At 38.1% G+C, this 26242-nt stretch carries 25 protein-coding genes and 1 pseudogene; 8 read left to right on the top strand and 18 right to left on the bottom strand.

All coding sequences use genetic code 11. The annotated features are described in order from the left end of the window. Positions 1-98: 98 nt before the first annotated feature. The 3 genes from CIK00_RS14015 to CIK00_RS14005 all read right to left on the bottom strand — a co-directional run bounded on the left by CIK00_RS14015 (position 99) and on the right by CIK00_RS14005 (position 4103). A complete protein-coding gene (locus CIK00_RS14015; protein WP_233426568.1) occupies positions 99-1577 on the bottom strand; it encodes a hypothetical protein in 1479 nt (492 codons plus the stop codon). A 353-nt stretch (positions 1578-1930) separates the two neighbouring features. After that, positions 1931-2959, bottom strand: coding sequence for a DUF2955 domain-containing protein (locus CIK00_RS14010; protein WP_101769455.1), 1029 nt, complete (start codon positions 2957-2959; stop codon positions 1931-1933). A 76-nt stretch (positions 2960-3035) separates the two neighbouring features. Further along, positions 3036-4103, bottom strand: a complete 1068-nt coding sequence (locus CIK00_RS14005) for an HlyD family secretion protein (protein ID WP_193435474.1) — start codon at positions 4101-4103, stop codon at positions 3036-3038. A 115-nt stretch (positions 4104-4218) separates the two neighbouring features. On the opposite strand from CIK00_RS14005, the gene CIK00_RS14000 reads away from it, so the two are divergent. Further along, positions 4219-5088 carry a LysR family transcriptional regulator gene (locus tag CIK00_RS14000; protein ID WP_101769454.1) on the top strand — a complete coding sequence of 290 codons (870 nt, stop codon included), beginning with the start codon at positions 4219-4221 and terminating at the stop codon, positions 5086-5088. Between the two features lie 24 nt (positions 5089-5112). On the opposite strand, the gene CIK00_RS13995 is transcribed toward CIK00_RS14000, so the two are convergent. From CIK00_RS13995 to CIK00_RS13980, 4 genes are all read right to left on the bottom strand, one after another. Beyond that, positions 5113-5388: a hypothetical protein gene (locus tag CIK00_RS13995; protein ID WP_101769453.1), complete on the bottom strand. Its 276-nt coding sequence runs from the start codon at positions 5386-5388 to the stop codon at positions 5113-5115. Positions 5389-5554: 166 nt separating this feature from the next. Further along, positions 5555-6280, bottom strand: coding sequence for a DUF4336 domain-containing protein (locus tag CIK00_RS13990; RefSeq protein WP_101769510.1), 726 nt, complete (start codon positions 6278-6280; stop codon positions 5555-5557). 169 nt (positions 6281-6449) lie between these two features. Beyond that, positions 6450-7799: a cation:proton antiporter gene (locus tag CIK00_RS13985; RefSeq protein WP_101769452.1), complete on the bottom strand. Its 1350-nt coding sequence runs from the start codon at positions 7797-7799 to the stop codon at positions 6450-6452. Between the two features lie 327 nt (positions 7800-8126). Beyond that, positions 8127-8849: a glycerophosphodiester phosphodiesterase family protein gene (locus CIK00_RS13980; protein WP_101769451.1), complete on the bottom strand. Its 723-nt coding sequence runs from the start codon at positions 8847-8849 to the stop codon at positions 8127-8129. Positions 8850-9154: 305 nt separating this feature from the next. On the opposite strand from CIK00_RS13980, the gene CIK00_RS13975 reads away from it, so the two are divergent. The 3 genes from CIK00_RS13975 (at position 9155) to CIK00_RS13965 (ending at position 12131) form a co-directional block, all read left to right on the top strand. Then, the gene (locus CIK00_RS13975; protein WP_101769450.1) at positions 9155-9733 is read left to right on the top strand and encodes a nucleoside triphosphate pyrophosphohydrolase family protein; all 579 of its coding nucleotides are present in this window, start codon (positions 9155-9157) and stop codon (positions 9731-9733) included. A 123-nt stretch (positions 9734-9856) separates the two neighbouring features. Continuing rightward, entirely contained in the window at positions 9857-11209 is a 1353-nt protein-coding gene (locus tag CIK00_RS13970; protein WP_101769449.1) for an MATE family efflux transporter, read from the top strand. 103 nt (positions 11210-11312) lie between these two features. Beyond that, on the top strand, positions 11313-12131 hold the full coding sequence (locus CIK00_RS13965) for an alpha/beta fold hydrolase (RefSeq protein WP_101769448.1): 819 nt from the start codon (positions 11313-11315) through the stop codon (positions 12129-12131). A 53-nt stretch (positions 12132-12184) separates the two neighbouring features. On the opposite strand, the gene CIK00_RS13960 is transcribed toward CIK00_RS13965, so the two are convergent. The 3 genes from CIK00_RS13960 to CIK00_RS13950 all read right to left on the bottom strand — a co-directional run bounded on the left by CIK00_RS13960 (position 12185) and on the right by CIK00_RS13950 (position 15170). Continuing rightward, entirely contained in the window at positions 12185-12985 is an 801-nt protein-coding gene (locus CIK00_RS13960; RefSeq protein WP_045038684.1) for an alpha/beta fold hydrolase, read from the bottom strand. 114 nt (positions 12986-13099) lie between these two features. Further along, complete coding sequence (locus CIK00_RS13955) at positions 13100-14194, bottom strand: nucleotidyltransferase family protein (RefSeq protein ID WP_045038674.1); 1095 nt, start codon at positions 14192-14194, stop codon at positions 13100-13102. Between the two features lie 88 nt (positions 14195-14282). Next, the gene (locus CIK00_RS13950) at positions 14283-15170 is read right to left on the bottom strand and encodes a CPBP family intramembrane glutamic endopeptidase (protein ID WP_233426567.1); all 888 of its coding nucleotides are present in this window, start codon (positions 15168-15170) and stop codon (positions 14283-14285) included. Positions 15171-15309: 139 nt separating this feature from the next. Between CIK00_RS13950 and CIK00_RS13945 the strand changes: the two genes are divergently transcribed. Further along, a complete protein-coding gene (locus CIK00_RS13945) occupies positions 15310-16800 on the top strand; it encodes a cobyric acid synthase (protein WP_101769446.1) in 1491 nt (496 codons plus the stop codon). Positions 16801-16901: 101 nt separating this feature from the next. Here CIK00_RS13945 and CIK00_RS13940 read toward each other — a convergent pair whose 3' ends face one another. The 3 genes from CIK00_RS13940 to CIK00_RS13930 form a co-directional block, all read right to left on the bottom strand. Beyond that, on the bottom strand, positions 16902-17438 hold the full coding sequence (locus CIK00_RS13940) for a protein disulfide oxidoreductase (protein ID WP_101769445.1): 537 nt from the start codon (positions 17436-17438) through the stop codon (positions 16902-16904). 2 nt (positions 17439-17440) lie between these two features. Then, positions 17441-17644, bottom strand: coding sequence for a hypothetical protein (locus CIK00_RS13935; RefSeq protein WP_101769444.1), 204 nt, complete (start codon positions 17642-17644; stop codon positions 17441-17443). A gap of 120 nt (positions 17645-17764) precedes the next feature. Continuing rightward, complete coding sequence (locus CIK00_RS13930) at positions 17765-18145, bottom strand: hypothetical protein (RefSeq protein WP_101769443.1); 381 nt, start codon at positions 18143-18145, stop codon at positions 17765-17767. Between the two features lie 225 nt (positions 18146-18370). Here CIK00_RS13930 and CIK00_RS13925 point away from each other — a divergent pair, with 225 nt between their 5' ends. Further along, the gene (locus tag CIK00_RS13925) at positions 18371-19057 is read left to right on the top strand and encodes a pseudouridine synthase (RefSeq protein ID WP_101769442.1); all 687 of its coding nucleotides are present in this window, start codon (positions 18371-18373) and stop codon (positions 19055-19057) included. Positions 19058-19120: 63 nt separating this feature from the next. Here the strand turns inward: CIK00_RS13925 and CIK00_RS13920 are convergent, their stop codons facing one another. The 3 genes from CIK00_RS13920 to CIK00_RS13910 form a co-directional block, all read right to left on the bottom strand. Continuing rightward, a complete protein-coding gene (locus CIK00_RS13920; protein ID WP_101769441.1) occupies positions 19121-19786 on the bottom strand; it encodes a DUF305 domain-containing protein in 666 nt (221 codons plus the stop codon). A gap of 86 nt (positions 19787-19872) precedes the next feature. Beyond that, complete coding sequence (gene rsgA, locus CIK00_RS13915; RefSeq protein WP_101769440.1) at positions 19873-20910, bottom strand: ribosome small subunit-dependent GTPase A; 1038 nt, start codon at positions 20908-20910, stop codon at positions 19873-19875. A 5-nt stretch (positions 20911-20915) separates the two neighbouring features. Further along, the gene (locus CIK00_RS13910) at positions 20916-22094 is read right to left on the bottom strand and encodes a MerR family transcriptional regulator (protein ID WP_101769439.1); all 1179 of its coding nucleotides are present in this window, start codon (positions 22092-22094) and stop codon (positions 20916-20918) included. Between the two features lie 233 nt (positions 22095-22327). Here CIK00_RS13910 and CIK00_RS13905 point away from each other — a divergent pair, with 233 nt between their 5' ends. After that, positions 22328-23359 (top strand): cytosolic protein, encoded by a 1032-nt coding sequence (locus tag CIK00_RS13905; RefSeq protein WP_101769438.1) that lies wholly within the window; start codon positions 22328-22330, stop codon positions 23357-23359. Between the two features lie 91 nt (positions 23360-23450). Here CIK00_RS13905 and CIK00_RS13900 read toward each other — a convergent pair whose 3' ends face one another. Beyond that, a complete protein-coding gene (locus tag CIK00_RS13900) occupies positions 23451-24065 on the bottom strand; it encodes a hypothetical protein (protein ID WP_101769437.1) in 615 nt (204 codons plus the stop codon). A 701-nt stretch (positions 24066-24766) separates the two neighbouring features. Between CIK00_RS13900 and CIK00_RS13895 the strand changes: the two genes are divergently transcribed. After that, positions 24767-25498 (top strand): cyclin family protein, encoded by a 732-nt coding sequence (locus CIK00_RS13895; RefSeq protein WP_101769436.1) that lies wholly within the window; start codon positions 24767-24769, stop codon positions 25496-25498. A 220-nt stretch (positions 25499-25718) separates the two neighbouring features. Here the strand turns inward: CIK00_RS13895 and CIK00_RS21755 are convergent. Beyond that, positions 25719-25862 (bottom strand): annotated as a pseudogene (locus CIK00_RS21755) (IS91 family transposase); the annotation flags it as partial. Positions 25863-26242 lie beyond the last annotated feature (380 nt).

The raw sequence follows: 26242 nt of genomic DNA, 5'->3' as shown, positions 1-26242 counted from the left end.
AAATAATCATAACTTTCAGCATGACTTGCTCTATGTAATTTGAATTATTCATACAAGCCATTTAATAGAGGTGCGAGACTGCACCTCTATACAGGCAATTAAGCGGCGTCTACTTCAGGTTCTGACTTTTTTGTCACGACAACCGTCATGGAGTTCAATACATCATAAGGTTGGTGGAATCCAGTAAATCCTTCTTCTTCTGAGTAAAAAATATGGCTGATATCCGAGAACGCATCAGGGTTAACTTTGTGTTCAGCGTTAGAGTTATGAAACATAACCAATCCATCAGACCATGATTCTTCATAGTCAGGGTCGGTCACATTTTTCGAAAATGGAATTGGTTGTAATCCCTCTGGATTATACAGAAAGCCCTGTCTGATCATTGTTACATCTTTACTACCGAGACCTGCAATTTTACCCATACGGTTGAATTTAGGTATTGTTGCTTGGTTGCTAAATAGAACGGCACTAATATTCTCAGCACCTTCTTGATTAAAGAATCCAGACGGAATTCTTTTACCATTCCACTCGTGGAACTCAATTTTTTCAAGCTCTGGCTTTCCGTCTACAATCTGTGCTCTTGCGCCATACAAATATTCAGACAACGCTGTTCGTGACCAAGTCATTGAGTTGTCGTTGTGATAGTCGTGTATAGCAAAAATCAGAGAATGGTCTTTAACATGTTCTTGTTCCCAATACTTGTGCTGTAGCTTCGAGAACAATGGACTGCCGAATTTGATTGGCATGTAGTCGGTTAGTCGCTCAACAATGTCTTTGTGATCTTCTGGTGGTGGTAGATCTGGACGAGCAGGGTTGCCAGATGGATTAACGGTGACCGCTTCAATAAAGAATTTCTCATCGAAATAATCAACTTCAAAATCTGGTGCAGCATGATTGTTATGTATTTGCAGACCTTGAGTATGCAAATACACGTGTAAGTACATCTCCCAAAGACGAGCATTGAAGTTCACTGATTGGAATTCACGGACAAAGTGACCGTCATTATCAATAAACGAGTTCGCAATTTCGTTAATGATGTTTCGTCCCGCTTCAAAGCGAGGTTCATTAGCGATGATTTTATATCCATGATGTTGTTTATCTTCTGGAATGATTGCATTGAACAGATCCATTGTTGGATCTACTTCATCGCCTTGTGGATAGGTGTCTTGTGGGTCTTTTGCATATTTTGAGTTGATAATTACAGCCATGTGTTCTCTGGCTTTGGATGGGGTAGTATGAAAGTCCGTACTTCCGTCTATCCAGCGAAACAGATTACGTGTATCTCTACCTATAATAGCAAAGCCATAATCACGGTCTGTTATATCTTGGAAGACAATACCAAGGAGAGTGTTATTTAAGAACGAATACCATTCAATTTCAATGGCTTGGAATCGAACCAGTGGCATTCTTGAGTAGAAGTAAGCATCAAACTGACGACGAGTAATTTGGCGTCCGTTTGCAAAGATATTTTTGAGTTGTTTCTTTTCAAATGCTTCTTGGTGTTGCTGAGTGATTTTTGCTTTTAGTGCTGCTTTTTTCTTTTTATCACGTTTCTGCTGTTTTGTTAATTTAGCCATATCGCCAACGTCCTTTTTGTATATATAGTTTGCGTTATGATATCAAAGTCATATTGTCAGATGTTGATTTTGATGTTACAAAACAGATAACGGTCATACTATTAGACAGTCTATTTTAGTGAGCTAAACCAACTAAGCTAATTCGAATTTCGTTATCATAAGGCTTGGCTCTAACTCATTTCTGTCCACTTTTTAGTTAGTCAGAACGGCTAACTAAAAAATGTCCAAAGTGAGAAGCTGATTCCCCCCCCTCGCAATTTGAATTACCCAGAACGTTAACGTTGTGATCCAATTTATAATCCACTTCAGGTATAAAAAGAGGCAATATCACTTTATGGTTGTATCAACAAATCTTAGCCGTGACTAAAATGTTCATTGGGTGATTTGATCACTCGTACTAGAAAATGATGAATAATCCAAATAGCCATTGAGGTTAAAATAACGGCAACCAAAATAGAACTAAAGCGATAAAAAATAGCAAATACGGCATCTTTTTGATCGGGAATTAAAGACGTTGTTAATGGTACAGTTAGTGCTGACATCGCTGAGAAGGCAATACTCGATTTGATGGTGCCAAGGGCAAGCCAAGAGCAAAAAAATCCCGCCGCAATAGCATAAGCCATAATGAAAAGTACGCCATTATCAGACCATGAATAGAGCCCTATTTGGATACATAACCCGGCTAAACATCCAAGAAACGTGCCTATAATTCGTATTTTTGATGCCGCCAGTGAGCCAATTAATGTCATCGGTGACAGTACGATTAATATTGATGCTTGCGCTGATAATGAATCATTCAGATCGCCAAATTGAAATACCAAAAACGCCAACATAGCGATGATCCAACCCAGTGCGGTTTGTCTTATCATGCCGATATGATCGTAACGTTGAACATTATTGGTGGTGTCACTTACGGCATCTATTGTTGCTTCAGTTGTGGGTTCTGGGAAAAAGTAATAAGCCAGCGCACAGATAGGGACTGTTACAATCGCACTACACCATAACGTTATTGAAAAGTCTTCTAAATCAAAACTGCTGTAGCTGGCAAAGTTAAGCGCTATCGAACCAACGAGAAGGCCAATAAAGCCAAATAAATAACTACTTTTATGGCTCATCGCGATACATTTTTCAAGAAAGAATATGCCAACAATAATCGTTAAAAGTAGGGGGGATGATTGGAAAAAACCGTTAATAAAGCTGACTTCAAGTGTAACCCAAATAACACCCACTACTAATTGTACGTAGCTATCCCAGTGCCAATGATCGGAATTCATCATGATATTAATGGGTAATAAGGCAATAAAAAAACCATATGACCAGCCAAAGATCATACTGACAGCTAAGCCTACGACACAGCCAAACCAAAGTCGCATTGTTTTCATAAGTTATGACTCCGAAAATTAATTACTTATCGCATTACTTATCGCATTACTTATCGCATTACTTATTGATATTGGTTTAGTAAATAAAGTGCAGCACACTGGCTAAATGGATTTCTATTTTAGCTAACAACTGCCATATCGGATTGTTTTTCGGGTAGACAACAACGGTGGCACGTGAGCCAACAAATAACTGTGGTGGTAAAGGTTGCTGACTGATGAAGTTGACGCGTACTCGCTGTGCATCACGTACCCAACGGTTACTGGTTTCAATACTTGTTAGATGTCCATTCGCTACTTGTTGTGCTGCGGCTACACCAAAGTCACGATTATTAATGGTTAATGGGAATACTTGACCCGGTAATGCATCGTAGGCGACATAAGCCATAGAATGAGAATGAAATTTAGCGATAGATTTTTCTCTAAAGTCTGCTGCTACCCACATTGAATCGGTTGGAATAAAGGTTAACATTGGCTGATTAGCATTTGCCATTGTGCCTACATCAACTTGAAGGTTAGTGATCACGCCATTACTTGGTGCTATTACTTGTGTATGGGCTAAATTCAGTTTGGCTTGGGCTAAGGTGTTTTCAGCCGCAAGTACAACAGTACTTTGACCGTGTTTAGGCCCTAACTGGGTTTGTACTACCACCGCTTGTTGTTTCGCTGCCGCTAAATTAGCTTGGGTTATTTGGTTTTTAGCATAAGCACTATCACGCATTGATGCAGAAACCAGTTTCTTTTTGGCTAATTTGTTTATTCGATTAAAGTCATTATGAGCATTATTATAATTAGCTTGGCTGGTGGCAATATTGGCTTGAGCAACACTGGCTTGGGCATACAGCGCTTGTTCTTGTTGGTGGGCTTGCTCTAAAGCCACTTGTGCTTGATCGACGGCTAAAAGGTATTTTTGATCATCAATCCGAAATAGTCGTTCACCTTTAGTTACCATTTGATTATTTTTAATATTAACTTGTGTGATCGTACCTGAAATCTCTGGGGCAATTTGTACTACATAACCTTGCACACGACTTTCACTGGTTAACGGTACATACCTATCAGCAATAACAATGTAGGCCATAAGTAGAATAAAAATAACAATTAGACATCGCATCCAATGTTGAAAAGTAGTATGAGAATTAGGCATGAGATATTCCAGTGATCACAATCAAGCTGATCAGTATAAGAAGAATTAACTTGATTGAATACTGCGACAAGTGTCACACTTATGCGCTAAATATAGGACAATGTAAGGAGGACTAATGAAAGCATCAATGGATGATTTGTATTTATTTATGCTAACAGTACGACATGGCGGGATCAGTGCCGCTGCAACAGCACATGGATTACAACGATCTAAAATTAGCCGTCGTTTACAAGAATTAGAAAAAGCGCTTCATTGCCAGTTATTAATTCGTACCACGCGCCATATAGAATTAACCGAAAATGGACGCTTATTGTATCAGCATATTAATCAGCCATTAACGGAAGTGAATCACGCGGTTAATTTACTTGAAAGTCAGCAAAATAGTTTACAAGGCGTTTTACGCTTAGCTGCGACAGCATCGTTTATTTCATCACCGATGTTTGCTGAAGTATTAGATGCTTACGCGAACCAGTTTCCATTGGTGCGAATAGAGTTACTCTATCTACAGAAAAGCGTTGATTTAGAAAGAGAAAATATTGATCTACAGTTACTACCGAATATGGCTGAAATTATTAATGTAGATTATGTACAACAAGCTTTTTTAACCTCGAGTAATGGTTTATTTGCATCATCAGAATATTTAAAACAGCATAGTGAGCCAAAAACAATCGCAGAATTACAACAACATTGGTTATTAGCCAGTCGTTATAATTCAACCTTGTTACAAGAGGGGACGCGGTTACGGTTAATGTCTGAAGATATTAATATGATTCAGCAGATGGCAGTGTTTGGACAAGGTATTGCATTATTACCGAATATTCTAATGCAAGAATCTTTATTACAAGGAAAGTTGGTACAAGTGTTAACGGATGTTAATTTCTCAGATATTATGATGACCGTTGTGTATCCATCACGGCGTTTTTTACCTGAAAAAACGCGCGCAATGGTAACGTTGTTACGTGAGAAATTTGCAGATCAATCATAAATAGGGTGATTTCGATGTTAAATACTATGAATGATTATTTATTTCACGTGTAAATTTAATTTTATCAACGGCTGCGACCCAAGAAGGGCGGTTGATATAATGACCAATGATCAATGCGGGAATGACAAAGAGGATATGTGACAACGCAAGATGTATATTTGATGCGGCTAATACGGTATTACCGCTAGCATAATTTAATAATGCAATCGTACCAAAAATAACACCGAGAATACTTAATATAAAAAATCCGACGACACTAAGTCCAAGAATGTCTCGAGAATAAAGTTTAAAAAGGTTCATTAATTAACTCCTAACCTCGACGGTTTGTTATTGTTAAAAGAGTAAATAAGGGTGATTTGTCCCCGTGGTTTTATTACTATGCGCCTTCAAAATAAGAGCAATATTGATCTTGCACATAAATTAATGCTTATACATTTAAATAGCTAATAAATGTGTTTTTGTCTATTTATTGAACGGTTGTGATATTTAATTTATGGGGTATTACCCACTGAAATGCAGCAGAAAAATATGCTTTTGCATTGTTATCTATCACTCTTCCATGAGACAAAATAATACGCTCAAAAGGCCATGTTAGGATCTCTTGAATTGATTGGCGTAGTTGGGTGTGATTGTTAAAGGTGATCCGCCAATACCATGGCATTGCTGGCTTAAAATAACAGCCATTAATAACAGAAAGAGTGAAAGTAAGAGGATGATGACTGTCTATCATCCATGCTAAAGCATCACCGACAATCAGTGTTTTTGAGAGTGGATCACAAAAAGCAATTTCTTCCATCCTGTCACTACCACGGATCACTGTTTGCAGTAGTTGCCCTTGCCAATGAAGTGGCGTTTTATTACCAAGCGCATCATCAAAGGTAAGATCGCTACGCTTATGGATGAGCCCAGGTGGCGCATAAAAGTAAGCCTGAGGATAGGCTAACCACCAATCGGAGAGATAAATATGATGACTTTTATTAGGAATAACGACATAAGCAATCTCACCTAGTTGGCTAATTTGCTGCTGTAAGGTGGGTGTTATTTCAATGGGGGAATGGATGAAGAGTTTGTTGTTATCTAATCGAATAATCGTCATTCGGTGACCCATAGGCGCACCTGCTACGCGGTATGGCATATCACAATACCAAATTCGATCTTTACTCCATTCAATAAGAGTGTAATTTTTGCGCATAAGCATCATAACGATTAATCAATAGGTAATGATCATCATATGATTAATTTAGCGACGGTCAATATTTTTGTTACATATTTATTTATTATAAATAACAGCATAAAAAAATAGCCACCGTAATAAACAGTGGCTATTAGATTGTGTAATTTAGACCAGCGTCGGTGTGATGCTAATTATTGGTTGTTTCTGTTGTGGTATTAGAAGCAGCTATTTCTGATGTAGCATTGGTTGCCGTTTGATCCATTTTTGCTTGTTCTTCTTTGGCTTTATGAATCATTGGTGTGATTGTTGAACCTTGAATGATAATTGAGAAAATAACCACGGAATAAGTCATTAATACAATAATCTCTTTCACATCAATGTCAGGACTAAAACCAATTGGGATCCCACTTGGAATTGCCATCGCCATCGCGAGAGCTAGGCCACCACGTAATCCACCCCACGTTAATATTTTAATCGATAATGGGTTATAGGTGCGGTAGCGGTTAAATATTTGATAAGCAGATTTAACGCTGAGGTAACGGCTTAATAGGACTAATGGTATAGCTATCACAACTGCTACGATATCAATCGCATGGAAAGTGAAAGTAACCATCATCAAACCGATCAATAAGAATAAAACCGCATTTAAAATTTCATCTGCAAGTTCCCATAAATGTGATATTTGATGAGAGGCTTCCTTTGAAATTGTATTACGAGTCCAGTTACCAATAATAATACCCGCAACCACCATTGCAAGTGGCGCTGAGACTTCAATATGTTCACTAACTACATAACCAAATGTTGGAATTAATATAGTTAAAATTAAGCGGAACATATTGTCATGTGAGCTTTTAATTAAGAAGTGGAATACCACCCCAATGACTGCACCAAACGCAATGCCGCCTAAAGCCTCACGGACAAATAATAGCGCGGTGCTAGAGATTGTTGGGGCGGTTTTACTAAATGCAATTTCAAACAAAGTAACAAAAATAACTAAGCCAACACCATCATTAAACAGTGATTCGCCTTCTATTTGGGTTGAAATACGTTGTGGCGCATTGAGCTTTTTGACAATGGCTAATACTGCGATAGGATCGGTGGGTGAAATTAAAGCACCAAACAAGCAGCAGTAAATAAAATCAATATCAATGGTTAAAAGTTTAAACAATGCCCATAACACAATCCCAATAAAGAAGGTTGAAAAGAGGGTACCGATCAGTGCTAAAAATGTAATTTCAAATTTTTGATCTTTAAGGTGAGGCAATTTAATGTTTAATGCACCAGCAAAAAGAAGGAAGCCTAGAACACCTTTCAGTAAGAAGTCATCAAAGTTGACCGCCTGTACCATCTGAATAACTTCATGCTCATCATTGCGAGGAATATAGCCTAACTTACTTAATATTAAGAGAATTAATGAAATTGCTATTGACCAGGCCGTGATAGCAATGGTCGGTTGAAATTTACCTATACGGTGGTTAATCATTGAGATAAAGACTGCAATGGCTGCCATTATACAGACGGTGTCATAAGCTGACATGAATACTGTGCTCCACTAGGTATCAAATAAGTTGTCGTGTGACTGTTGTTGGCATAATTATCTGATGTTATGTGTAATAAAAGAGAGTTATAAATAAACTAAGTGTAAATTATATTCTCTATAAATATATTTTTATATTTCGATGATATCAAACATAAATTGTTTATATTGTTTTGAAATGTAAAGTTCCGTTTTTGGCGATTATAAATGCAGCGATTAATGCGAGAAAAGAAGATTAGAATTCACGGAGAGAAAGCTAAAATAAGCTTTTACGAGTCAATATAAGCAAGCTATCAACTCGTAAATACAGCAGTTAAATAATGAGTATTATTTGTTTGCAGCTGAAATTAATAAACCAGGATTGTCACTAATAATAGTACTAACACCCCAACGGGTAAATTTATCCACTTGTTGAGGATCATTCATGGTCCATATTTGAAGCACTTTTCCTGAATCGGTAATTTCTTTAGCCAATTTTTCATTCAGTAAATGATGATCTAAATGAATACTGTAGAGATCAAGTTTTTCATCTAAGCGCTCAATGTCTGGTACCCAATCTTCAATGATCAGCCCTCGACGAACTTCAGGCCACAGTTTTAAGCAGTATTTAACCGCATTATAAGAAAAACTAGAAAGGATCAGTTTATTAGTATCAAAACCATAATCTTTAATTGTTTCAATAGTCTTACGAACTTGAAGTTCTACCTCTTCTTCATAATGGACTTTGATTTCAAGATTGAGACTTAACCCATAATCATCACAAGCTTGCAGTAACTCGACTAGCGTTGGAATAGTTGCATCTGCAAACTCAGTACCAAACCAGCTTCCTGCATCTAATTGTTTTAATTCAGCGAGTGGTTTATGACGAACACTTCCTGAACCATTGGTACAGCGCCGAACACTTTTATCATGAATAACAACGGGGATTAGATCCTCGCAAAGTTGAGTATCGGTTTCAATCCATGTAGCGCCAGCATCAGCAGCTGCTTTCATAGATATTAATGTGTTTTCTGGGGCGACTGCGCGCGCGCCACGGTGACCTGCAATCATCACTTCTCCAACCTACATATTATTCTCTCAACATAGAGAGTTAGGGGTGAAATTTTATTGGCTTTACTTTAATTCGCAAGTGTTTAAATACGGATAATGATATCTCAATTGTTGTGTTTTAGCGTATGCCAACAATGGTTAGTCTATTTTGTCGTCAAGCCGACTATTTTTAAGTAATTGGTTTTGTATCTGGTGGCGGATTGGATTAATATCTTCGCCCGTTGCGTCATTTTATTGAGAATAACACTGCGCTTGTGAATGATAAAATAACGTTTGCCCCTTAAATCTGAAACAAGGATATTCGAATGAAACTTTCTACGCTAGACCAACCCCTTTTCGATCACCTTTACAGCGATATTCGAGAGTTTCGTTCCACCTTTGACTTAGATATTGAAAATCCAGCCAGTTTAGATGCTCAAGCTGATGCGTTACATACCTCTTTAGCCGTTGAAGAGATGACAGAGCTTGCAGAAGCGGATTCATTGGTTGAACAAGCCGATGCGATTGTTGATTCTGTTTATGTTCTTATGGGACGTTTGGTGCATTTAGGCGATAAAAAAATCACTGATAATATTGGTATTAGTTATTTGATTGATATTTTATTGCAGATGTCTGAGCGCTTAGGGTTTACGTTCATTGATTGCTGGAATGAAGTCCACTCAAGTAATATGAGTAAAGTCTGCTGCAACCAGCAACAATATGACGAGACTGATGCTTTTTACGCCAAGCAAGGTGTTGCATTAATGGCGAGTACTAAAGGCGATTATATCATTGCTAAATGTGCACAAGATGTTGAAGTTAATGGCAAGCTGATCCGTACCGGTAAAGTCTTAAAATCTGTTTATTATCGTCCTGCCGATCTTGTTAAATTAGTTATTCGTTAATTTACGTTATAATGTCATTTCTTTGAATCCTCGCTATATGGCGGGGATTTTTTATTGGTATGAAGTACAAGGCTGAAGCAGATGCTCGGTGCTTTTTGCTAACGTTTTATTTAAGCTATTATTATGAACGCAAAAACAATCACGGCCTCACATTCTCACAGCTTAGCGCATCAATTATTCACCATGACATGGCCAATGTTATTCGGTGTATTGTCACTGATGAGTTTTCAATTAGTCGATAGTGCATTTATCGGTCAGCTTGGAATTTTACCTCTTGCCGCGCAAGGTTTTACATTACCGATGCAAATGCTTGTTATTGGATTACAAGTCGGATTAGGGATTGCAACTACCGCCTTAATTTCACGGGTATTAGGTAATAATGATCATCATCGAGCGCGTCAATTAGGCGGGGTAGTGGTGATTCTTGGTGATATTGGCATCATGGCGCTGTGTGCGGCAATCTGGTTTGGTCGTCATCAGTTGTTATGGTTACTTGGTGCGCCTGATAATGTCTTTGGTGTTATTGATAGCTATTGGCCCGTATGGCTAACAAGTGCATGGTGTGGCTCGATGGTATACTTTGCCTACAGTATTTGCCGTGCCAACGGTAATACCTTGTTACCCGGCATTATGATGGTGATCACCAGTGTGATTAATATTGGTTTAGATCCACTGTTTATGTTTACCTTTAATATGGGTATCAATGGTGCGGCATGGGCGACGATTGTATCGTTCAGCCTTGGTATGCTAGTTGTGTTTCCATTATTGATTAAACGTCAATGGTTGAGTTTTGATTGGCGAGGGCTTGCGGTTTATAAAGCGATTCAAGAATTAGTTCACATTATGGCACCAGCAATGCTAAGCCAACTATTACCCCCTGTTTCTGCTATTTTAGCCACAAAGCTGGTGGCTGGTTTTGGTGCGGCAACCGTTGCTGCTTGGGCATTAGGCTCGCGATTAGAGTTCTTTTCATTAGTGATTGTGCTTGCATTAACCATGTCGATGCCACCGATGGTGGGACGTTTACTTGGTCGTAAAGATATTGTCAGCATTGAAAAATTGATCATGATTGCGGTGCGTTTTATCTTGGTTTGGCAAGTTGTTATTGCCGTCATACTCTTTTTAAGTGCTCAACCGTTAGCCCAGTTATTAACAACCAATACCTCAGTACAACAAATTTTAATGATCCACTTAACGCGAGTGCCTATTAGCCTTGGTGCATTAGGTATTTGCATGCTGATGGTTTCCGTCTGTAATGCGATGGGATTACCGATGCGTGCGTTGTTGATTTCTGCATTACGATTATTTGTGTGCTATTTACCCGTATTATGGATTGGTGCGCATTACTCGGGTTTGTCGGGGCTGTTCACTGGTGCAATGTTAGGTAATATTGCCGCTGGACTCTGTGCTTGGGTGTTTTACCGTCAAGGGTTAACCAACATTCGAAATAAATACCGAGTTACATCAATGGCGTAACGGTTATGATAATGTGCGATATCCCAGATGTATTATTTGGGCGTAATAATAAAATAACGAAGTAACATTCACTACACGTGTTAACCAAGAAAGGATACCGGCAATGCAAACATTCGCTATTGATGGTCAGCAGATGACTTACCGTGATCAAGGAACAGGTCCTGTGCTTGTCTTTGGTCATAGCTACTTATGGGATAGTGCAATGTGGGCACCGCAGATCGCGGAGTTAAGCCAACATTATCGTTGTATTGTGCCAGATTTTTGGGCGCATGGTGGATCTGACAGTGCGCCTTCAGCAACACGTACATTACGTGATTATGCTGATAATGTGTTGGCATTATTGGATCACTTAGAGATTGAAAAATTTGCTGTGATTGGTTTGTCTGTGGGAGGCATGTGGGGTGCAGAATTAGCCCTTAAAGCGCCTGCGCGAGTGACGGCATTAGTGCTAATGGATACCTTCTTAGGCTATGAGCCAGAAGTAATGCACGCGAGATATTTTGCGATGTTAGATACTTTACGCGATCAGCAACATGTTCCTGCGCCATTGATTGATATGATTGCACCATTATTTTTCCGTCGTGATGGTCACTTGCATAATCCGCAGTTAGTCAGTGCATTCCGTCATTCTCTTGCACAGTTACAAGGTGATCGCGCAGTGGCAGTGTCTGATATGGGACGTATGGTGTTTGGGCGTCGTGATACGTTTGATGATATCGAGCAGCTTACCGTTCCGACATTAATTATGTCAGGCTTGGAAGATAATCCACGTCCACCACTTGAAGCACAATTAATGCATGATGCGATTGATGGCAGTGAATATGTGCTTATTCCTGATGCAGGGCACATTAGTAACCTTGAACAACCGCAATTTGTGACTGAACAATTACAGCGTTTTTTAAGTAAAGTATTACCTGCGTAACATTCAGATTCTAAGCCCAGTGAGTGTGCAATGCCTCACTGTGGCTTATTTTATTAGTGCGCTAGTGGTGGTTGGCTGTGCAGTTGAATAAATTCAATTGAATGATGATTGAATGCTTCTGGTTGTTCGACATTACACACATGACCACAATTTGATAATTGGGTTAACACACTATTTTGATGACGTTTAATCATCTCTTTAACGGATTTAATAAACATATAATCATGCTCACCCATTAAATATAGGGTTGGGATGACAAGTTCTTTTTCCTTAAAGTATTTCATAATCGGGTTAACATCTGTCGCTAATTTGAACCACCGCTTAAATTCTTGTTGGCAGAGTTTTTTAGCTTCTCGAATAAATAAATGGCGAGATTGACGTTGGTTTTTTTGTGGCATAACGACATAAGCAAATATACGGTATAACCACATATAAGGCAGGATATGTTTGCTCAGATTGCCCAAACTAATTAACACTTGAGATCGTGTATTTAAACGCGTTATCGCGCCACCTAATGTCATTGTTTGTACCCGTTCTGGCGCAAGTTCTGCTAGATGACGAATAATAATGGTACCTAATGACATGCCGACAAAATGGGCTGATTCAATCTTAAGGTGATTAAGCACATCGATAATATCTTTGGTCACCATTTTAAATGTATATTGGTTATCCATTACATCTTGAAACATGGTGTTAGATTTACCATGACCACGCAAATCTAATAAAAGTAAATTAAAATGCTGTTTGTAGGCTCTTATTTGCTTAAACCAGATAGCAGAACTTCCCCCCGCACCATGGACAAATACGACCCACTCTTTACTTTGTTTATGAGGGTATGTTTTGTAAAACAGCATGTTATCCAAATTCTTCTTCCTTCCTTGAGAATGGCTTAGCATAGTAACATGAGAATTCTTACGCGCGCCTGTCTTATTAGGTATCAAATAATGATAATTGGAAGTTAGTCGTATTTAGTTGATCACTTCTTCATCGTCATGCGGAATACTATTAACAATTAATCGTTTAATAATATGCGGCACAATAGAGTAGATCGGCATTTGTTTTAAACGGCCACGAAACCGCAGTGATTTAACCGCATCACGATAACCCATGTTGCGGTGCAAAGGAAATTGGTAAATAAACGCATCAATAAACCGTTGTTGATAGAGCCAATAGGATAATTGATGTGATTTTTGTTGTTTAAAATAGGTTAATACATTTTCAGGAACAGTTAAATTAAATAAACGCTGACATAAACTAACGGCGAGATAAAGGCTATTATCATTGCCGACTTGTTGGTGAAGTTGAATTAAATTATGCCAAAAAGTCGCGTCTTTACTAAAATAAACAAACTGTAAATATAAGCTGTAAATATCCCGTAAGCCATAATGATAATCAATTTGATGAAATAACATAATCGCTTGATGAAGCACCATCGCATCTGGCGATAGTAATGTTGCAGGCTCGCACAATGGCGGCGATAAATGGTGGTGTAACAAAGGCGTTGGATCGAGTTTATTGATCAATGTTTTGGGTAATAATTGAAAGTGAATCGCCAGCTCAGTACGGCGTTGTTTGTGGATCAATGGCGTGGTTTGCTGTGCCCAACGACGATAAAACGTTTCTTCATAATCAGCGATATTTTTATAACGCCAGCCGTTATCTAATAGCGTTTTTTCAACGTTAGCAACATGTTGTTGTGGAACGTAAATATCAATATTATTTTTGATTCTGCCAGCAAACATATCGTTATTAAGGAACTGTAGTGCGCTACCGCGTAAGTAACGCCATGAGCTAATAACCCCTTGTAATTGTTCAGTGAGATGTTGATGTTCAAGTAATAATTGTTGTTGTTGTTTTTGATAGCTGTGAAACCCAGACAATAATTGTTGCTGGGTGTGCAGAGGAAGATCGTGTTCGATGTGCGCTCGATCACAACACGCCTTTAATTGCCCTAATAACGATAGGTGACGAGCTTCAGTAATAATTTGATAACTAATTTTTTCATCAACATTCAGTAATATATTAGGATTGTTGAGGACATTTATGAGCAATATTTTTGACATTCATCCTGTTCCTTATCCCTGTTTTATGTTGATGAAGATTGTGTGGCGGTGTTCAAAGTAAGGTGAAAAGCCTTTTTATTTTGCATTATTACAAGGGCAGAGGGTAAGTAAAAAAGATTAAATGGAGTAAGTTAAATGCAAAATGAACCACGATTGCGACCGTTATCTTCTTAGTCCAATAATAGCTTAAACCATAAAGTATGCCAGCCAATGTCGCAATAATGATAAATAATGGCCCACCAGCAAAGTGCGCAAGTCCAAATAAAACACTCGCAATAATAATCGCCACCGGTGGTGCTAATTTCTTACATAGCAGTCTTTGAATATAACCACGGAAAAGCACTTCTTCGGCAACACACGTAAATATCAAATTATTAATCGCAAAGATCCACCACCATGACGGCAAGGTGAATTCAGGCTGTACCAGTTGTAATGCCCATGCTAATAACGGTAATGTGATTAATCCGCCACCAATAATACTTTTTTGCATGCGTGAGAGCGAAAGATGATGCCAGTTATATTCGTTATTGCTTACTATATTGGGCACGAGTAGTAGCAGTGCAAAAATAAGCATGGGTTTATCGATATTAAAGTAAAGCGTAAACGGTCGACTAAGTGGGCCACTATTGACGTGATCAAGTACCAATAAATTATTGATACCAGGGTACAAGTGCAGAATTAACCCAATGATCCACAAAACAACAACCATATGACCTGCATAGATCAGTGGCTTAGATTGTTGTTGAGCGGTAAAACGGGCAATCACGATACCACTGACCATAATGGCAGCGCCAATCACCGTTAAGATGTTCAACATCACTGCGGTGATCAAGGTCAGTAGTAGCGGTATGCGCCAAGACGTTGTTTTTGTTAACGCACAACCGATGCTAATTGCCAACAATAGCCATACCAACATGGTCGGTAAAATAAGATAATTCATAAAAAAGAAGTGATAAAAAATGATAATCGTTATCATATACACCAGATTGATGATTATTCAAACGTATTTTTTATGATTTATTATCCACATGATCAGTTGCTAAGATGATTGGCGACTTATAGATAGCCATCATCTGTGGTTACTCTCCCTTATTATATCAACATGGAATTAGGAAATGACGGATACATTACAATCGACAACACGTGCATTAATGGTACAAGGTACGACGTCAGATGCAGGTAAAAGTGTGCTGGTGGCAGGATTATGTCGCGTGTTGGCACGCCGAGGTATTCGTGTTGCACCGTTTAAATCACAAAATATGGCATTAAACAGCGCTGTGACCAAAGATGGCGGTGAGATTGGGCGAGCACAAGCCGTTCAAGCTCAAGCCTGTGGTATTGAGCCTAGCGTGCATATGAATCCTGTCTTGCTTAAACCCAATACTGATGTTGGTGCACAAGTGATCGTACAAGGCCACGCTTTAGCTGATATGGATGCCGTGGGTTTTCATAACTACAAGAAAGTGGTAATGACGCCGATTATGGAATCATTCGGACTGTTGCAACAACAGTATCAAACCATTGTTATTGAAGGTGCGGGTAGTCCTGCTGAAATCAACTTACGTGAAAATGATGTGGCGAACATGGGCTTTGCTGAAAAAGCCGATGTGCCCGTGATCATCATTGCCGATATTGATCGCGGTGGGGTGTTCGCTCATATTTATGGCACGTTAGCGTTATTGTCTGAATCAGAACAAGCACGCGTCAAAGGTTTTGTTATCAACCGTTTCCGTGGTGACATCAAGTTACTGGAATCGGGCTTAGAATGGTTAGAGCAGAAAACAGGTAAACCCGTACTTGGTGTCTTACCGTATCTGCATGGCTTAATGTTAGAAGCCGAAGATGCGATTAATTGTCAGCAAGTTGAAGCAGCTGATCATCAATTAAAGGTGGTAGTGCCTGTTTTAACCCGCGTGAGTAACCATACTGATTTTGATCCCTTGCGCATGCATCCTCAAGTTAACTTGCAGTTTGTCGGCAAAGGTCAGCCTTTTCCTGCCGCCGATTTGATCATTATTCCAGGCACTAAAAGTGTTCGCAGTGATTTAGCATTCTTACGTGAACAAGGTTGGGATAAACAGATCCAACGTCATTTGCGTTTAGGCGGCAAAGTGATGGGTATTTGTGGTGGTTATCAGATGTTAGGTGAAACCATTGCTGATCCACATGCCATTGAAGGTGAAGCGGGGGTTAGCCAAGGTTTAGGGTATTTATCTATTGCTACCACCATTGAGAAAAACAAATGCCTGCAACAAACAGAGGGCACACTAACCATGCCTAATCAAATGCCTGTTACCGTTAAAGGTTATGAAATTCATGCGGGTGTTACTCAAGGTGTGAGTGCCAATGCACCATTACAGTTAACCGATGGTCCTGATGGCCAATTAGGTTGTGATGATCAAGTGTTTGGCACCTATTTGCATGGTATTTTCGAACAACAAGGTGCATGTGATGCTATTTTACGTTGGGCTGGTTTAGAAGCGACCCAAACTCCTGATTTTGATGAAATTCGAGAACAAGGCATTGATCGTATTGCTGATACTATCGAAGAATACATGGATCTTGCGGTTATATGGCCTCAATGGGCCGATAAATTTAAGCGTTAATCAGGCTGTTTTTTAACGGTTAATTTTACAACAATAGTTATTGCATAAGTTACTACCAACATCCATCGTTGGTAGTAACAATGAACTGATTTATAGCGTGGTTAAGCAAAAATCAGCCGTAACCACAAGCCTATCGGGGTTGTTGCACCGGTTGTTATTGATGAAATCTGACCATTTTTAATGATTATGATTGAAGGTGTCGCAGTAACGCCCCATTCTCGCCCAATTTTACCTGTTGGATCATTGATGACTGGGAAATTGTATTCTTTATACTTCATAAATTGGGCAACCCGTTGATTCTCGCCAGATGTAACCGCAACCGATACCACTTGATGATTATCCGCAAGCCAATCAACACTAGGGCTAACCAGTTTACACACTGAGCACCATGTCGCCCAAAAATAGAGTAATACGGGTTTTTCATGACTCATCTTTTTTATATCAACCCATTGCTGATCCAGTGTATTTGCCGCTAATGTAGGGATCACGTCTGATGGCATATCTTTACTGCGCCAAGCATCTATAGCGATAAAAAAGAGTGATAAAATAAGCACCAGTTTTATGATTTCTTTTGCTTTTAGCCATAGCTTAGTTGCTACATTGGTCGCTTTTTTAGATTGTTTTTTTTTAGTTGTCATTATTATTTTCCCCTTCCAAATTCTAGTGTTTGCATCGCCGTATCGTGGTTGAGTAATTCCGTTAGCATTAAACAGAGTTGTGCTGGTGGATGGGTTAACATGCTTGTTTTTAGCGATGGCGTAGCGACAGGGATCGTCGCTAGAAATAGCACTGATACTAACGATACCGTAAATAAAACAGTACTAATAATTTGATTTTTAAACACAATGTTGCTCCGTGAATAATTATATAAAAAGATATAAGTATTAGGAGGGGCTGTTATCACACTATGATACCTTGGTTTTTTAAGGCGTAATAATGTTCGATCTTCAGACCCTGATTGTGTTTATTCTTGAAAGGTACAAAAAGCTAAATGTCGCCGTACACCATAGGAGGTTGTTGGCTCAGGAGGGAAGTACTTAACACCCGATTGCTTTAATATCGCTGCAATAACAACAAGGGCGAGGATAAACATCGGAATCGCAAAATCAATGTTAATCGTGTTGGCATTAACAAGATGCTCACTATTACTGCATTGCGTGTCTATCTCTGAGTGCGTTTGTGGATGAGATTGAAGCTGTTCAGTTGCGTCAGTTGTCGGCGTTAAAGAACATAATGTAGAGAAGCCTAAATTTTGAGAAATACACACCAATAGCACAATACTCACTAAAATCAGTGACCATGAAGCGAGTGTTTGACGCTTATATTGTAAGAGTGAGAATTTCAAAAATTAACTCTATGGTGAAATATTTAACAGAATAATATCATATTTAGCCCATGATAATTAATCAATATTTAAATTGTTATTAAAAGTAAATAACATCAAGCACACCTGAACATTAATTTTTAAAATATAGCTGTTCTATTTTTGTTGTTATATGTAAAAATGTTCATCAATTAAAAAGTGTATTTTTTAAATAATTTTTTTACGTTCTGTGGATATCGTTATGTTATGAAATCTTCTACCACTCGGCTCGATCGTTTTATTAGTCAAAATAGTATTTATTCCATGTCAGACACTCGTCTTTTGGTTGCTCAGAAAAGAATCATCGTGGATGGAGATGTCGCACATTCAACGCATCAAAAAGTGACTCAATTTATGCATGTTGAATTAGATGGTCACAGCCTTCAAGATAATAAACCGATTTATATTATGTTGAATAAGCCGCAAGGTATTGTCAGTGCGACCAAAGATTCTAAGCATACAACTGTATTAGATTTAATTGATCATCCTCAAAAAGATGAGCTACATATTGTTGGACGGTTAGATTTTAATACGACAGGATTAGTGTTGTTAACTAACGATGGCGCATGGTCACGTCAAATAAGTTTACCTGAAACCAAACTCGCAAAAGTATATGAAGTGACTTTATCAAAGTCTGTCACTGAGGAATATATTACCGTGTTTAAAGAGGGTATTTATTTTAGGTATGAAGATATCACCACTAAGCCCGCGCATTTAGAAATCGTCTCAGAGTATCAAGCTCGGCTTTCATTGGTTGAAGGGAAGTACCACCAAGTGAAACGTATGTTTGGCTTTTTTCAAAATGAAGTATTAGCACTGCATCGTGTGTCGGTAGGGTATTTATCGGTAGCTGGGCTTGAACGTGGTCAATATCGAGAGTTTTCGATTGATTAAAAACAAATAAAATAAATCCGACTTATTTAAGTCGGATTTATGTATAAATAAGTGTGATCTTATTTACTTCGCAGGCACTGCCGCTGGTGTATTATCTTTTAGCCATGTTTTCATAAAGCTAATTTGTTGTTGTTGTGATTTGATAATATTTTGTGCGAAAGTCTTTGTTGATTGATCTTTTAGATAAGGCATGATGACTTCTGCCATTTCTACTGCTGCTTCATGGTGAGGGATCATACCTGCAACGAAATCAACATTTGGATGACCAGTTAATTTAACTTCCATCATGTTGTGCATGATTTTCATTGATTTGGTCATCATTTCTTGTGAGTTAGCAATATCACGTTGTGCTAGTGGTATTTCTTTGTGTGTTGCTAGCCAATGCTTCATATAAACCACTTCTTCTTTTTGTGATTTAATAATATTAAGCGCTAATTTATGCACCGCAGGGTTAGTCAGTGTTGGTAGAATTGATTCACTCATCACAATCGCACCTTCATGGTGAGGAAGCATACCCGCCACAAAATCTAAATCAGGATCACCCGTTAATTTTAACGTATGCATACCTGCCATTGCCGCCATAGAGTCTGTCATCATCGTTTGTGATGCTTGTAGACTAATGATAGTTTTAGTTGGCATTACATTACTGTGATCGGCTACATTTTCACTTGCAAATGCAGTGGTAGAAAGTAGTGCTGACAAAACAATAGCTAAAGATAATTTTTTCATGATGAGCTCGATGTGTGTTTATTATTAGAATGACAATATAAAGCTTCCACTACAGGGAAGGTCAAGCTGATAATGCTGTTTTTTCTTTATTTGAATTTTTTTATCGACCTCGCTTGATCTTGAATGGCGGTGACCATTTTAGTAAAGGTGCGATCTTTTGCTCTTTTTTGTGCCAATGTCGCACTATTGTGTGCGTCTTCGCGTAATAGCTTTTGAAAGTTATCCAGTCTTCTAGCTGATAATGCACCACTTTCAACGGCACTGATTACTGCACATTCCGGTTCATTTTGATGTTGACAATTTTTAAATCGACACTCAGTGGCAAGAGATTCAATATCAGCAAATGTGAGTTTTATCCCTTCTTTTACATCACTAAGTTGTAGTTCTCGCATTCCTGGGGTATCCATCAACAGTCCGCCTTCAGGTAGCCATTTTATAGTACGGTAGGTTGTTGTGTGACGTCCTTTGCTGTCTTGTTCTCGAATCGCATTGGTTTCCATTTCATTATGGTTAAGTAGATTATTGACCAGTGTCGATTTACCCACGCCAGATGAACCTAAAAAGGCGACGGTCTTACCACGCTGACAATAACTTTTTAATGCGGAGAGGTTATTGTGGGCAAGCCCATTAACGCAATGAACACTTAATAGTGAGTCTAACTGTTGAACTTGTTGGCGAATATCTTCTACGTCATCACATAAATCAGCTTTGGTTAAGATCACAACAGGCTCGGCATGGGTTTCTTTTACCAGCGCTAAATAACGTTCGATTCGATTTAAATTAAAATCGTCGTTAAGTGAGCTAATGATAAATACCACATCGAGGTTTGCTGCAATAAGTTGGCGGTCTCGGCCACTGCCTGCGGCTTTTCGCTGAAAAAGGGATTGCCTTTCAAGAACGCGAACCAATCTGTTTTGATTAAAAACCACCCAGTCGCCAACACATATTGCCTCAAAATTTGGTGGTAGCTTATACCTTAGTGCATCATCGCCAGCTAAGATAATCACGTCGGATTTATGTTGTTCAATGATTCGTCCAAGGAAACAGTTTGCGACTTCTTCTAACGATAATTGTTGTTGGAAAAAGGGACGTAAACCTAAATCAACTAATGATGGTGTGCTCATAAGCTTTATTTACTCGGTTTTACGATAAAGTAATGATAGGTGAAATCTTTGGCAACACTGGTTTCATAAATACCAATTTCTTGTTCTACATCCAGTAATGCTTGAGAGGTTGGCATGGTTGGCTGTAATGCTTCAACTCTTGCTTTAAGTGGTAACCAGTAATTTTGCCAAGCTTCAATTCCCAGAGAAAAGTGCGCTATTACGTCATAACCTTGAGCCTGAAATAGCTTGAGCCTTGTAGGTATCGTTTGAATATCGGGATAATTGGACAGCCAAAATTGTTTAACGTTTTCATCAGGCATATCAGTAAGCCAAACCAAATCACTGACGACCAGAATACCATTATCTTTTAATAACGGTTTCCATTGTTGAAGCGCATTTTCCATACCCATAATATAAACACAACTTTCAGCCCAAATAGCATCAAAGCTCTTGGCTTTAAAGGGTAGAGCTGTCATTGATGCGCAAACAGGTGATATACGATCGACCAATTGTGAGTCTTTGATTTTTTGATTAAGTTGTTCAATTGCAACGGGTTCATTATCTACCGCGGTAATATGTGCATCGGTATTATTAGCCAGTAATACTGTCGATCCGCCTTTGCCTGAGCCAATTTCTAAAATACGGCGCATTTGCTGATTAGGCATCAGTGATATGGCATTTAAGGTATCTTGTTTACTACCCGGAGCCCATTGCTCTAATGGTGTAAATATTGTCATAAAATCGTTCATGTACGCATTGTGTTCATTCATGTCTTTTGATAACCACTTTAGTCTGAGAGCTTCTTTTTCATCATAGCCTTGCGTGTTGAGCCAGTTAAGGTGAACATTGGGTGCACTTTTACTTAAAGAACTGTGTAATTCTCGCTGTGATCGTTCCCCAAGTAACCCTAATAACAGTTCACGCGCTTGGGTCTTTTTTTGAATGTCTTCTGTCAGCTGAGCTAATCGCTCGAATAAAATATTTTTATCCAACTTTGCTTCTAAGCAGCTTTGACATTCTTTTAGCGTCAAGCCTGCGCTTTGAAGTTGTTTAATTAAAAATAACCGTTGCAAATCGCTTTCACTGTAATGACGATATCCATTATCCAGTCGGTGGCCTTTAATGAGCCCTTGCTTCTCATAATAAAGTAGCGTGGTACGTGATATTCCTGCTTTAGTCGCTAATTCTGAAATCAAATACATGACGGATCCGATGTGTATATGTGTATTGTTAATATTTGGCTAGTATGAAGTGTAAAGCTATAGACAGGTCAAGATTATTTGGTTTATTTTTCATTAAAAAGTAAAAAATAGTATGGAATATTTTTATCTTTAAAATCGAGCGAGTTAAATTAAATGATTAGTGTTCTAACTAAAATTTTCGTTTAATTCCTATCTTTGCTACAATCCCGCGGTTGTTTTTAAAGGTAGGTAAAATGAAATTATTGTATTGGTTAGATGAGTGGCTAACACACTCTCGTTCACAGCAGCAAGCGCAACTTCCAATGTCAGGAGGGGACTTACTTGATAATGTGTTTGTTAAGTATGAGTTTGTTGATATAAATAAGCCGCTACTGTTTACATTTTCGCCTGCGGGAACCAACGTACAACAGCACGATATTGATGAGAATTTTGCACCTTGGGGATTCCACCTCGCTAAAAAACAGAACGTGAATGTTATCTCTTTTCAACATTTAGGAAAGAGTAATTTGTTTCGTAGTCGTAACTTAATTTTCTTTCTTGAACAGTTAACTACGTTACTTGAATCGTTTAGCTATCGTTTAGGCTATGGTCTAAGTCGCGGTGGTTTCGCAGTGGGTGCTTTTGCCAATTTATTGCAACTTGATCAAGTTTTATTATTTCATCCAGTGAGTACTAAGAATAAAACCATAGCTCCGTGGGATAATCGCTCTAGTACTGAACTAGCGCAGCAATTTGATTGGGAAGGGGATTATCATGATCTTAATTTAGGTAAAGCTAAAGGCTATATTATTTATGATCCCACCAATAATATTGATCGCTTACACGCCAAACGTTATCCAGAATTGACCCATTTACGTGTGTTTGGAATGGGACATGGCACGCATGCCACTTACCTCAATAAATTTGGTTTTTATAAGCAGGTTGCCGTCGATTTTATTCGCCATCAGCAACTTGATATTGCCCAGTTTCGTCAACAAACAAAAACATTACGCTTTAAAGAAGATTATTATCAAAGCCTAAGTAAGGCCAATGCATATTCAGAGCACCGATTAGGGTTATTGAGTAAAGCGCATAATATTTTGATTGATGAAAAAGAAGCGCATGTACAAGAGCATCAAGCTCAAATTGATGTACAACCTTTGATTGATATTGCCTTGAAACATCAAGATGATCACCCACAAGATGCGATTCAATTGCTAGAGATGGCGCAGCAACTGGTTCCTAACGATCCATTAGTTGAACATAAACTAAGACAGCTACTGTAAGATAACCCCGTTAAGACTGTTATTGATTACTATCACCACATCATTCATTAATATTCAAAATCAGGAATGATGTGGAGATTGATATCAGTGTTTATTTACTGTTAATCATTGTTTGTGTCGTTGTTGCGATTGTCTTGATATATAACATGAATAAGAAACAGATATTCTGCTGAATACGTTTTGTTATATTTTTTGAATCATTAATAGCATATCTGTGGATACAAGGCGGAGTATTTCGGTATAAATAGTTAATATTATCGGTAATCAATAAATGCCGTAACTGGTGTTTTAAATCATTAATATCCAGTAATTCAGTTACCAGATAATCGTAAATATGATAAATATTAATAGTATTAAATGATATTTCATTCTCGGTGATATTAATAAATCCCTTTGTCATCACCATCACTTCTTCTGACCAGCGTGTAGGATCATACTGGCGTGCGAGGTAATGCGCAAAAGCAAAATAGCCATAGTCACTATTCAGGTTTGTCAAAGTAGTCTTATCGCGGTTCACCATATCAACCCAACCATCAATAGACGGTGCTAATTTGGCATGAAAATAAGCAAAAAATTGTGAATATGAGCCTTTTATTTTGACTAAATCAAGAGGGTGTAAGGTCAGTTCAGCGTTTACTTGAGCAACAAGCAAATCTGTTGTTAATGCTATTGTAGCTTGTGATGGTGCTATCGTTATATTGTTCATATCTATCTTCGCTAGCTATACAATCGTATGATTATTAAAATATTTTTATAGGGTGAGATTAGACAACGATTAGTAGTGGTGTTTTGTATCCTAGCTCGCAAAAAATTAAAATAATAAGGCTATTTAGTTACACTTTTGACTGAATGGTTAAGTTGTAATCTATACGAAGTAAAGTCGGGCGTATATTTATTGAAACTCAAATTTATATCAATCCTAATAATTAGCTGACCATTTTTTAAATCATTAGATTTCCTATCACTTGTTATTACGCTCTGTTGAAAAATAACACGGTTTATTATTCGTCATCTCGGAAGTAAGGTACGAGCTATCCGTGATCTAATCATTGCGCGCTTGAGCCTTAAAGACGCCAATAAGAACCCAGTAAAGCTGGACACCCATAATTTTTTATCTGCCTACTGTCATTTCTAATCGAGAATTATTGAGAGGGATATAGAGAATTTACTCACAGCGTATTGAATTTATAAAGTAAAGATATGGCTGTCCTATGTTCTTGTTAGTAGAAAAATTGGAAACTAGATGGTAGTGCCCGATTTTGTGATTACTATCAGGATTTATAGGTAAAAAAGTATCTGATTTATAATGTTTTTATATTATTGCGAGATAAATACGGGCGCATGCTCAAAGAACAAATTCGGGCAAGTTGTTAATATAATAAGTTGTTATATTTTTTTGAGTGAGTTATGAGAAATTTATCTAAATATTTATTTGCATTGGCAATGGTTGTTTCATTCCTTTTAATTTTAGTGGCAGCTAATGAGCCAATTTTAAACTGTCTCAGTGGTACTTTCCTTGAACCTATGTTTGTTAACTCGTTATCTGGAAACAGTATAGTGTTTAACTTGTCGATTGGTATTCTAGTTAGTTGTATTTTTTATATAATTGTTGTCTATCTTCCCGAACAACAAAAGAAAAATGATCTATCTCCAGAGTTAGAAAGGCATGTGGCTTCTGTTATTTCTAGAATCCACTCTATAGTTCATAACATTCATATTGAAAGTCAAAAGATGTTTGATATTGCAAACTTTACAGAAGCGGAATTTAAGGAAGCTTGTAAGTCATTTAACCCTAAACTCATACAAAAACAATTCCACAATGGTGGAACCCAGATTTTTCAAAGAGATTTTGGGTATCAGTGTTATAACAATTGGACTTTTGCTTTGAAGAGTATTGATGAGGTAATGAGATATCTTCCATATGTTGACACTGGTTTAGTCAAAGTACTTAATGAGATTAGAAACTGCTCATTTAGTATAACATCCCCTCAACTGCAAAGTTTAGCACAGTTGGGTAACACCGATATGGAAGCATGGGCTCCTTGTATCTACAATGTTCATCAACTGACCTATAAATTATCTAGATATTATCAAAAACATGTAAACGAAAAGTATGAACACCCAGTAAAAAAAATATAACAAATAAGGATATGTGTCGCGCAGCCGACACCTCTTCAAGTGTTGGACAAGCCCTAGCAAACCTTATATAAGTAAATATTGTGAATGTCATGAAGGGTGATGCTGAAAAGAAGTCGAGCGTTATCCTTGGCGTGAACCAATTAATTTAATTCATTGATTTATAATTAGATCCTCTTTAATTATTACGCGTTAATGCCATTATCCTTATTTTTTTACGTTTTTATCTGGGTCGAAAAATCCCCGCCAATTGCATGACATGCTGACAGCATGGACAAAAGGGTTGTGCCGTTAAACGGACAACTTTTTGTTGTGAGGGCAACGTCAGTTGCCCTGCTAACATAAAGGCATATTGGATCAGTTGAAGAACATAGGACACCCATAACTTTTTCTTTAAAAAATAGATAATCATTATGCTATATCAAGGCTGATTATCGTCATTCCATACAGTTAATGTCAGTGAGGGCGATAGGAGATCTACCTGTCCATATGTTGTAGTGTTTATGTTTATCTGCGAAATTTAATGTGTTTAATTGATGTCTTTGAGGCTCGATTACGCGTTTAGTAGATCACGGATAGCCTCGTGCCTCAACTTCCGAGATGACGGCTATTGGGCTGAGTGAAGTGGTCAAGTAAAACTGTACACCTTTATAGGTGTTTAAATTAAGCGGCTGCTTCCATCACCACTGGCGGTAAATAGTTGTTATAACTATGGCCCCGCTTAGTGTTGTAATGCTGCAATATATA

This window comes from Photobacterium carnosum (assembly GCF_002849605.1).
Taxonomy (GTDB): domain Bacteria; phylum Pseudomonadota; class Gammaproteobacteria; order Enterobacterales; family Vibrionaceae; genus Photobacterium; species Photobacterium carnosum.
Note: the sequence above shows the minus strand (reverse complement) of the source record. Positions and strands in the feature narration are given on the sequence as shown.

Bases quoted from the DNA above. Each gene is read 5' to 3' on its own strand.
- CIK00_RS13960 (WP_045038684.1), bottom strand. From the start codon at position 12,985: ATGCTGTTTTACAAAACATACCCTCATAAACAAAGTAAAGAGTGGGTC.
- CIK00_RS13990 (WP_101769510.1), bottom strand. From the start codon at position 6,280: ATGCGCAAAAATTACACTCTTATTGAATGGAGTAAAGATCGAATTTGG.
- CIK00_RS13970 (WP_101769449.1), top strand. From the start codon at position 9,857: ATGAACGCAAAAACAATCACGGCCTCACATTCTCACAGCTTAGCGCAT.
- CIK00_RS13945 (WP_101769446.1), top strand. From the start codon at position 15,310: ATGACGGATACATTACAATCGACAACACGTGCATTAATGGTACAAGGT.
- CIK00_RS13900 (WP_101769437.1), bottom strand. From the start codon at position 24,065: ATGAACAATATAACGATAGCACCATCACAAGCTACAATAGCATTAACA.
- CIK00_RS13910 (WP_101769439.1), bottom strand. From the start codon at position 22,094: ATGTATTTGATTTCAGAATTAGCGACTAAAGCAGGAATATCACGTACC.
- CIK00_RS13940 (WP_101769445.1), bottom strand. From the start codon at position 17,438: ATGACAACTAAAAAAAAACAATCTAAAAAAGCGACCAATGTAGCAACT.
- CIK00_RS13985 (WP_101769452.1), bottom strand. From the start codon at position 7,799: ATGTCAGCTTATGACACCGTCTGTATAATGGCAGCCATTGCAGTCTTT.
- CIK00_RS14015 (WP_233426568.1), bottom strand. From the start codon at position 1,577: ATGGCTAAATTAACAAAACAGCAGAAACGTGATAAAAAGAAAAAAGCA.
- CIK00_RS13980 (WP_101769451.1), bottom strand. From the start codon at position 8,849: ATGATTGCAGGTCACCGTGGCGCGCGCGCAGTCGCCCCAGAAAACACA.
- rsgA (WP_101769440.1), bottom strand. From the start codon at position 20,910: ATGAGCACACCATCATTAGTTGATTTAGGTTTACGTCCCTTTTTCCAA.
- CIK00_RS14000 (WP_101769454.1), top strand. From the start codon at position 4,219: ATGAAAGCATCAATGGATGATTTGTATTTATTTATGCTAACAGTACGA.
- CIK00_RS13955 (WP_045038674.1), bottom strand. From the start codon at position 14,194: ATGTCAAAAATATTGCTCATAAATGTCCTCAACAATCCTAATATATTA.
- CIK00_RS14005 (WP_193435474.1), bottom strand. From the start codon at position 4,103: ATGCCTAATTCTCATACTACTTTTCAACATTGGATGCGATGTCTAATT.
- CIK00_RS13975 (WP_101769450.1), top strand. From the start codon at position 9,155: ATGAAACTTTCTACGCTAGACCAACCCCTTTTCGATCACCTTTACAGC.
- CIK00_RS13925 (WP_101769442.1), top strand. From the start codon at position 18,371: ATGAAATCTTCTACCACTCGGCTCGATCGTTTTATTAGTCAAAATAGT.
- CIK00_RS14010 (WP_101769455.1), bottom strand. From the start codon at position 2,959: ATGAAAACAATGCGACTTTGGTTTGGCTGTGTCGTAGGCTTAGCTGTC.
- CIK00_RS13920 (WP_101769441.1), bottom strand. From the start codon at position 19,786: ATGAAAAAATTATCTTTAGCTATTGTTTTGTCAGCACTACTTTCTACC.
- CIK00_RS13995 (WP_101769453.1), bottom strand. From the start codon at position 5,388: ATGAACCTTTTTAAACTTTATTCTCGAGACATTCTTGGACTTAGTGTC.
- CIK00_RS13950 (WP_233426567.1), bottom strand. From the start codon at position 15,170: ATGATAACGATTATCATTTTTTATCACTTCTTTTTTATGAATTATCTT.
- CIK00_RS13965 (WP_101769448.1), top strand. From the start codon at position 11,313: ATGCAAACATTCGCTATTGATGGTCAGCAGATGACTTACCGTGATCAA.
- CIK00_RS13905 (WP_101769438.1), top strand. From the start codon at position 22,328: ATGAAATTATTGTATTGGTTAGATGAGTGGCTAACACACTCTCGTTCA.
- CIK00_RS13895 (WP_101769436.1), top strand. From the start codon at position 24,767: ATGAGAAATTTATCTAAATATTTATTTGCATTGGCAATGGTTGTTTCA.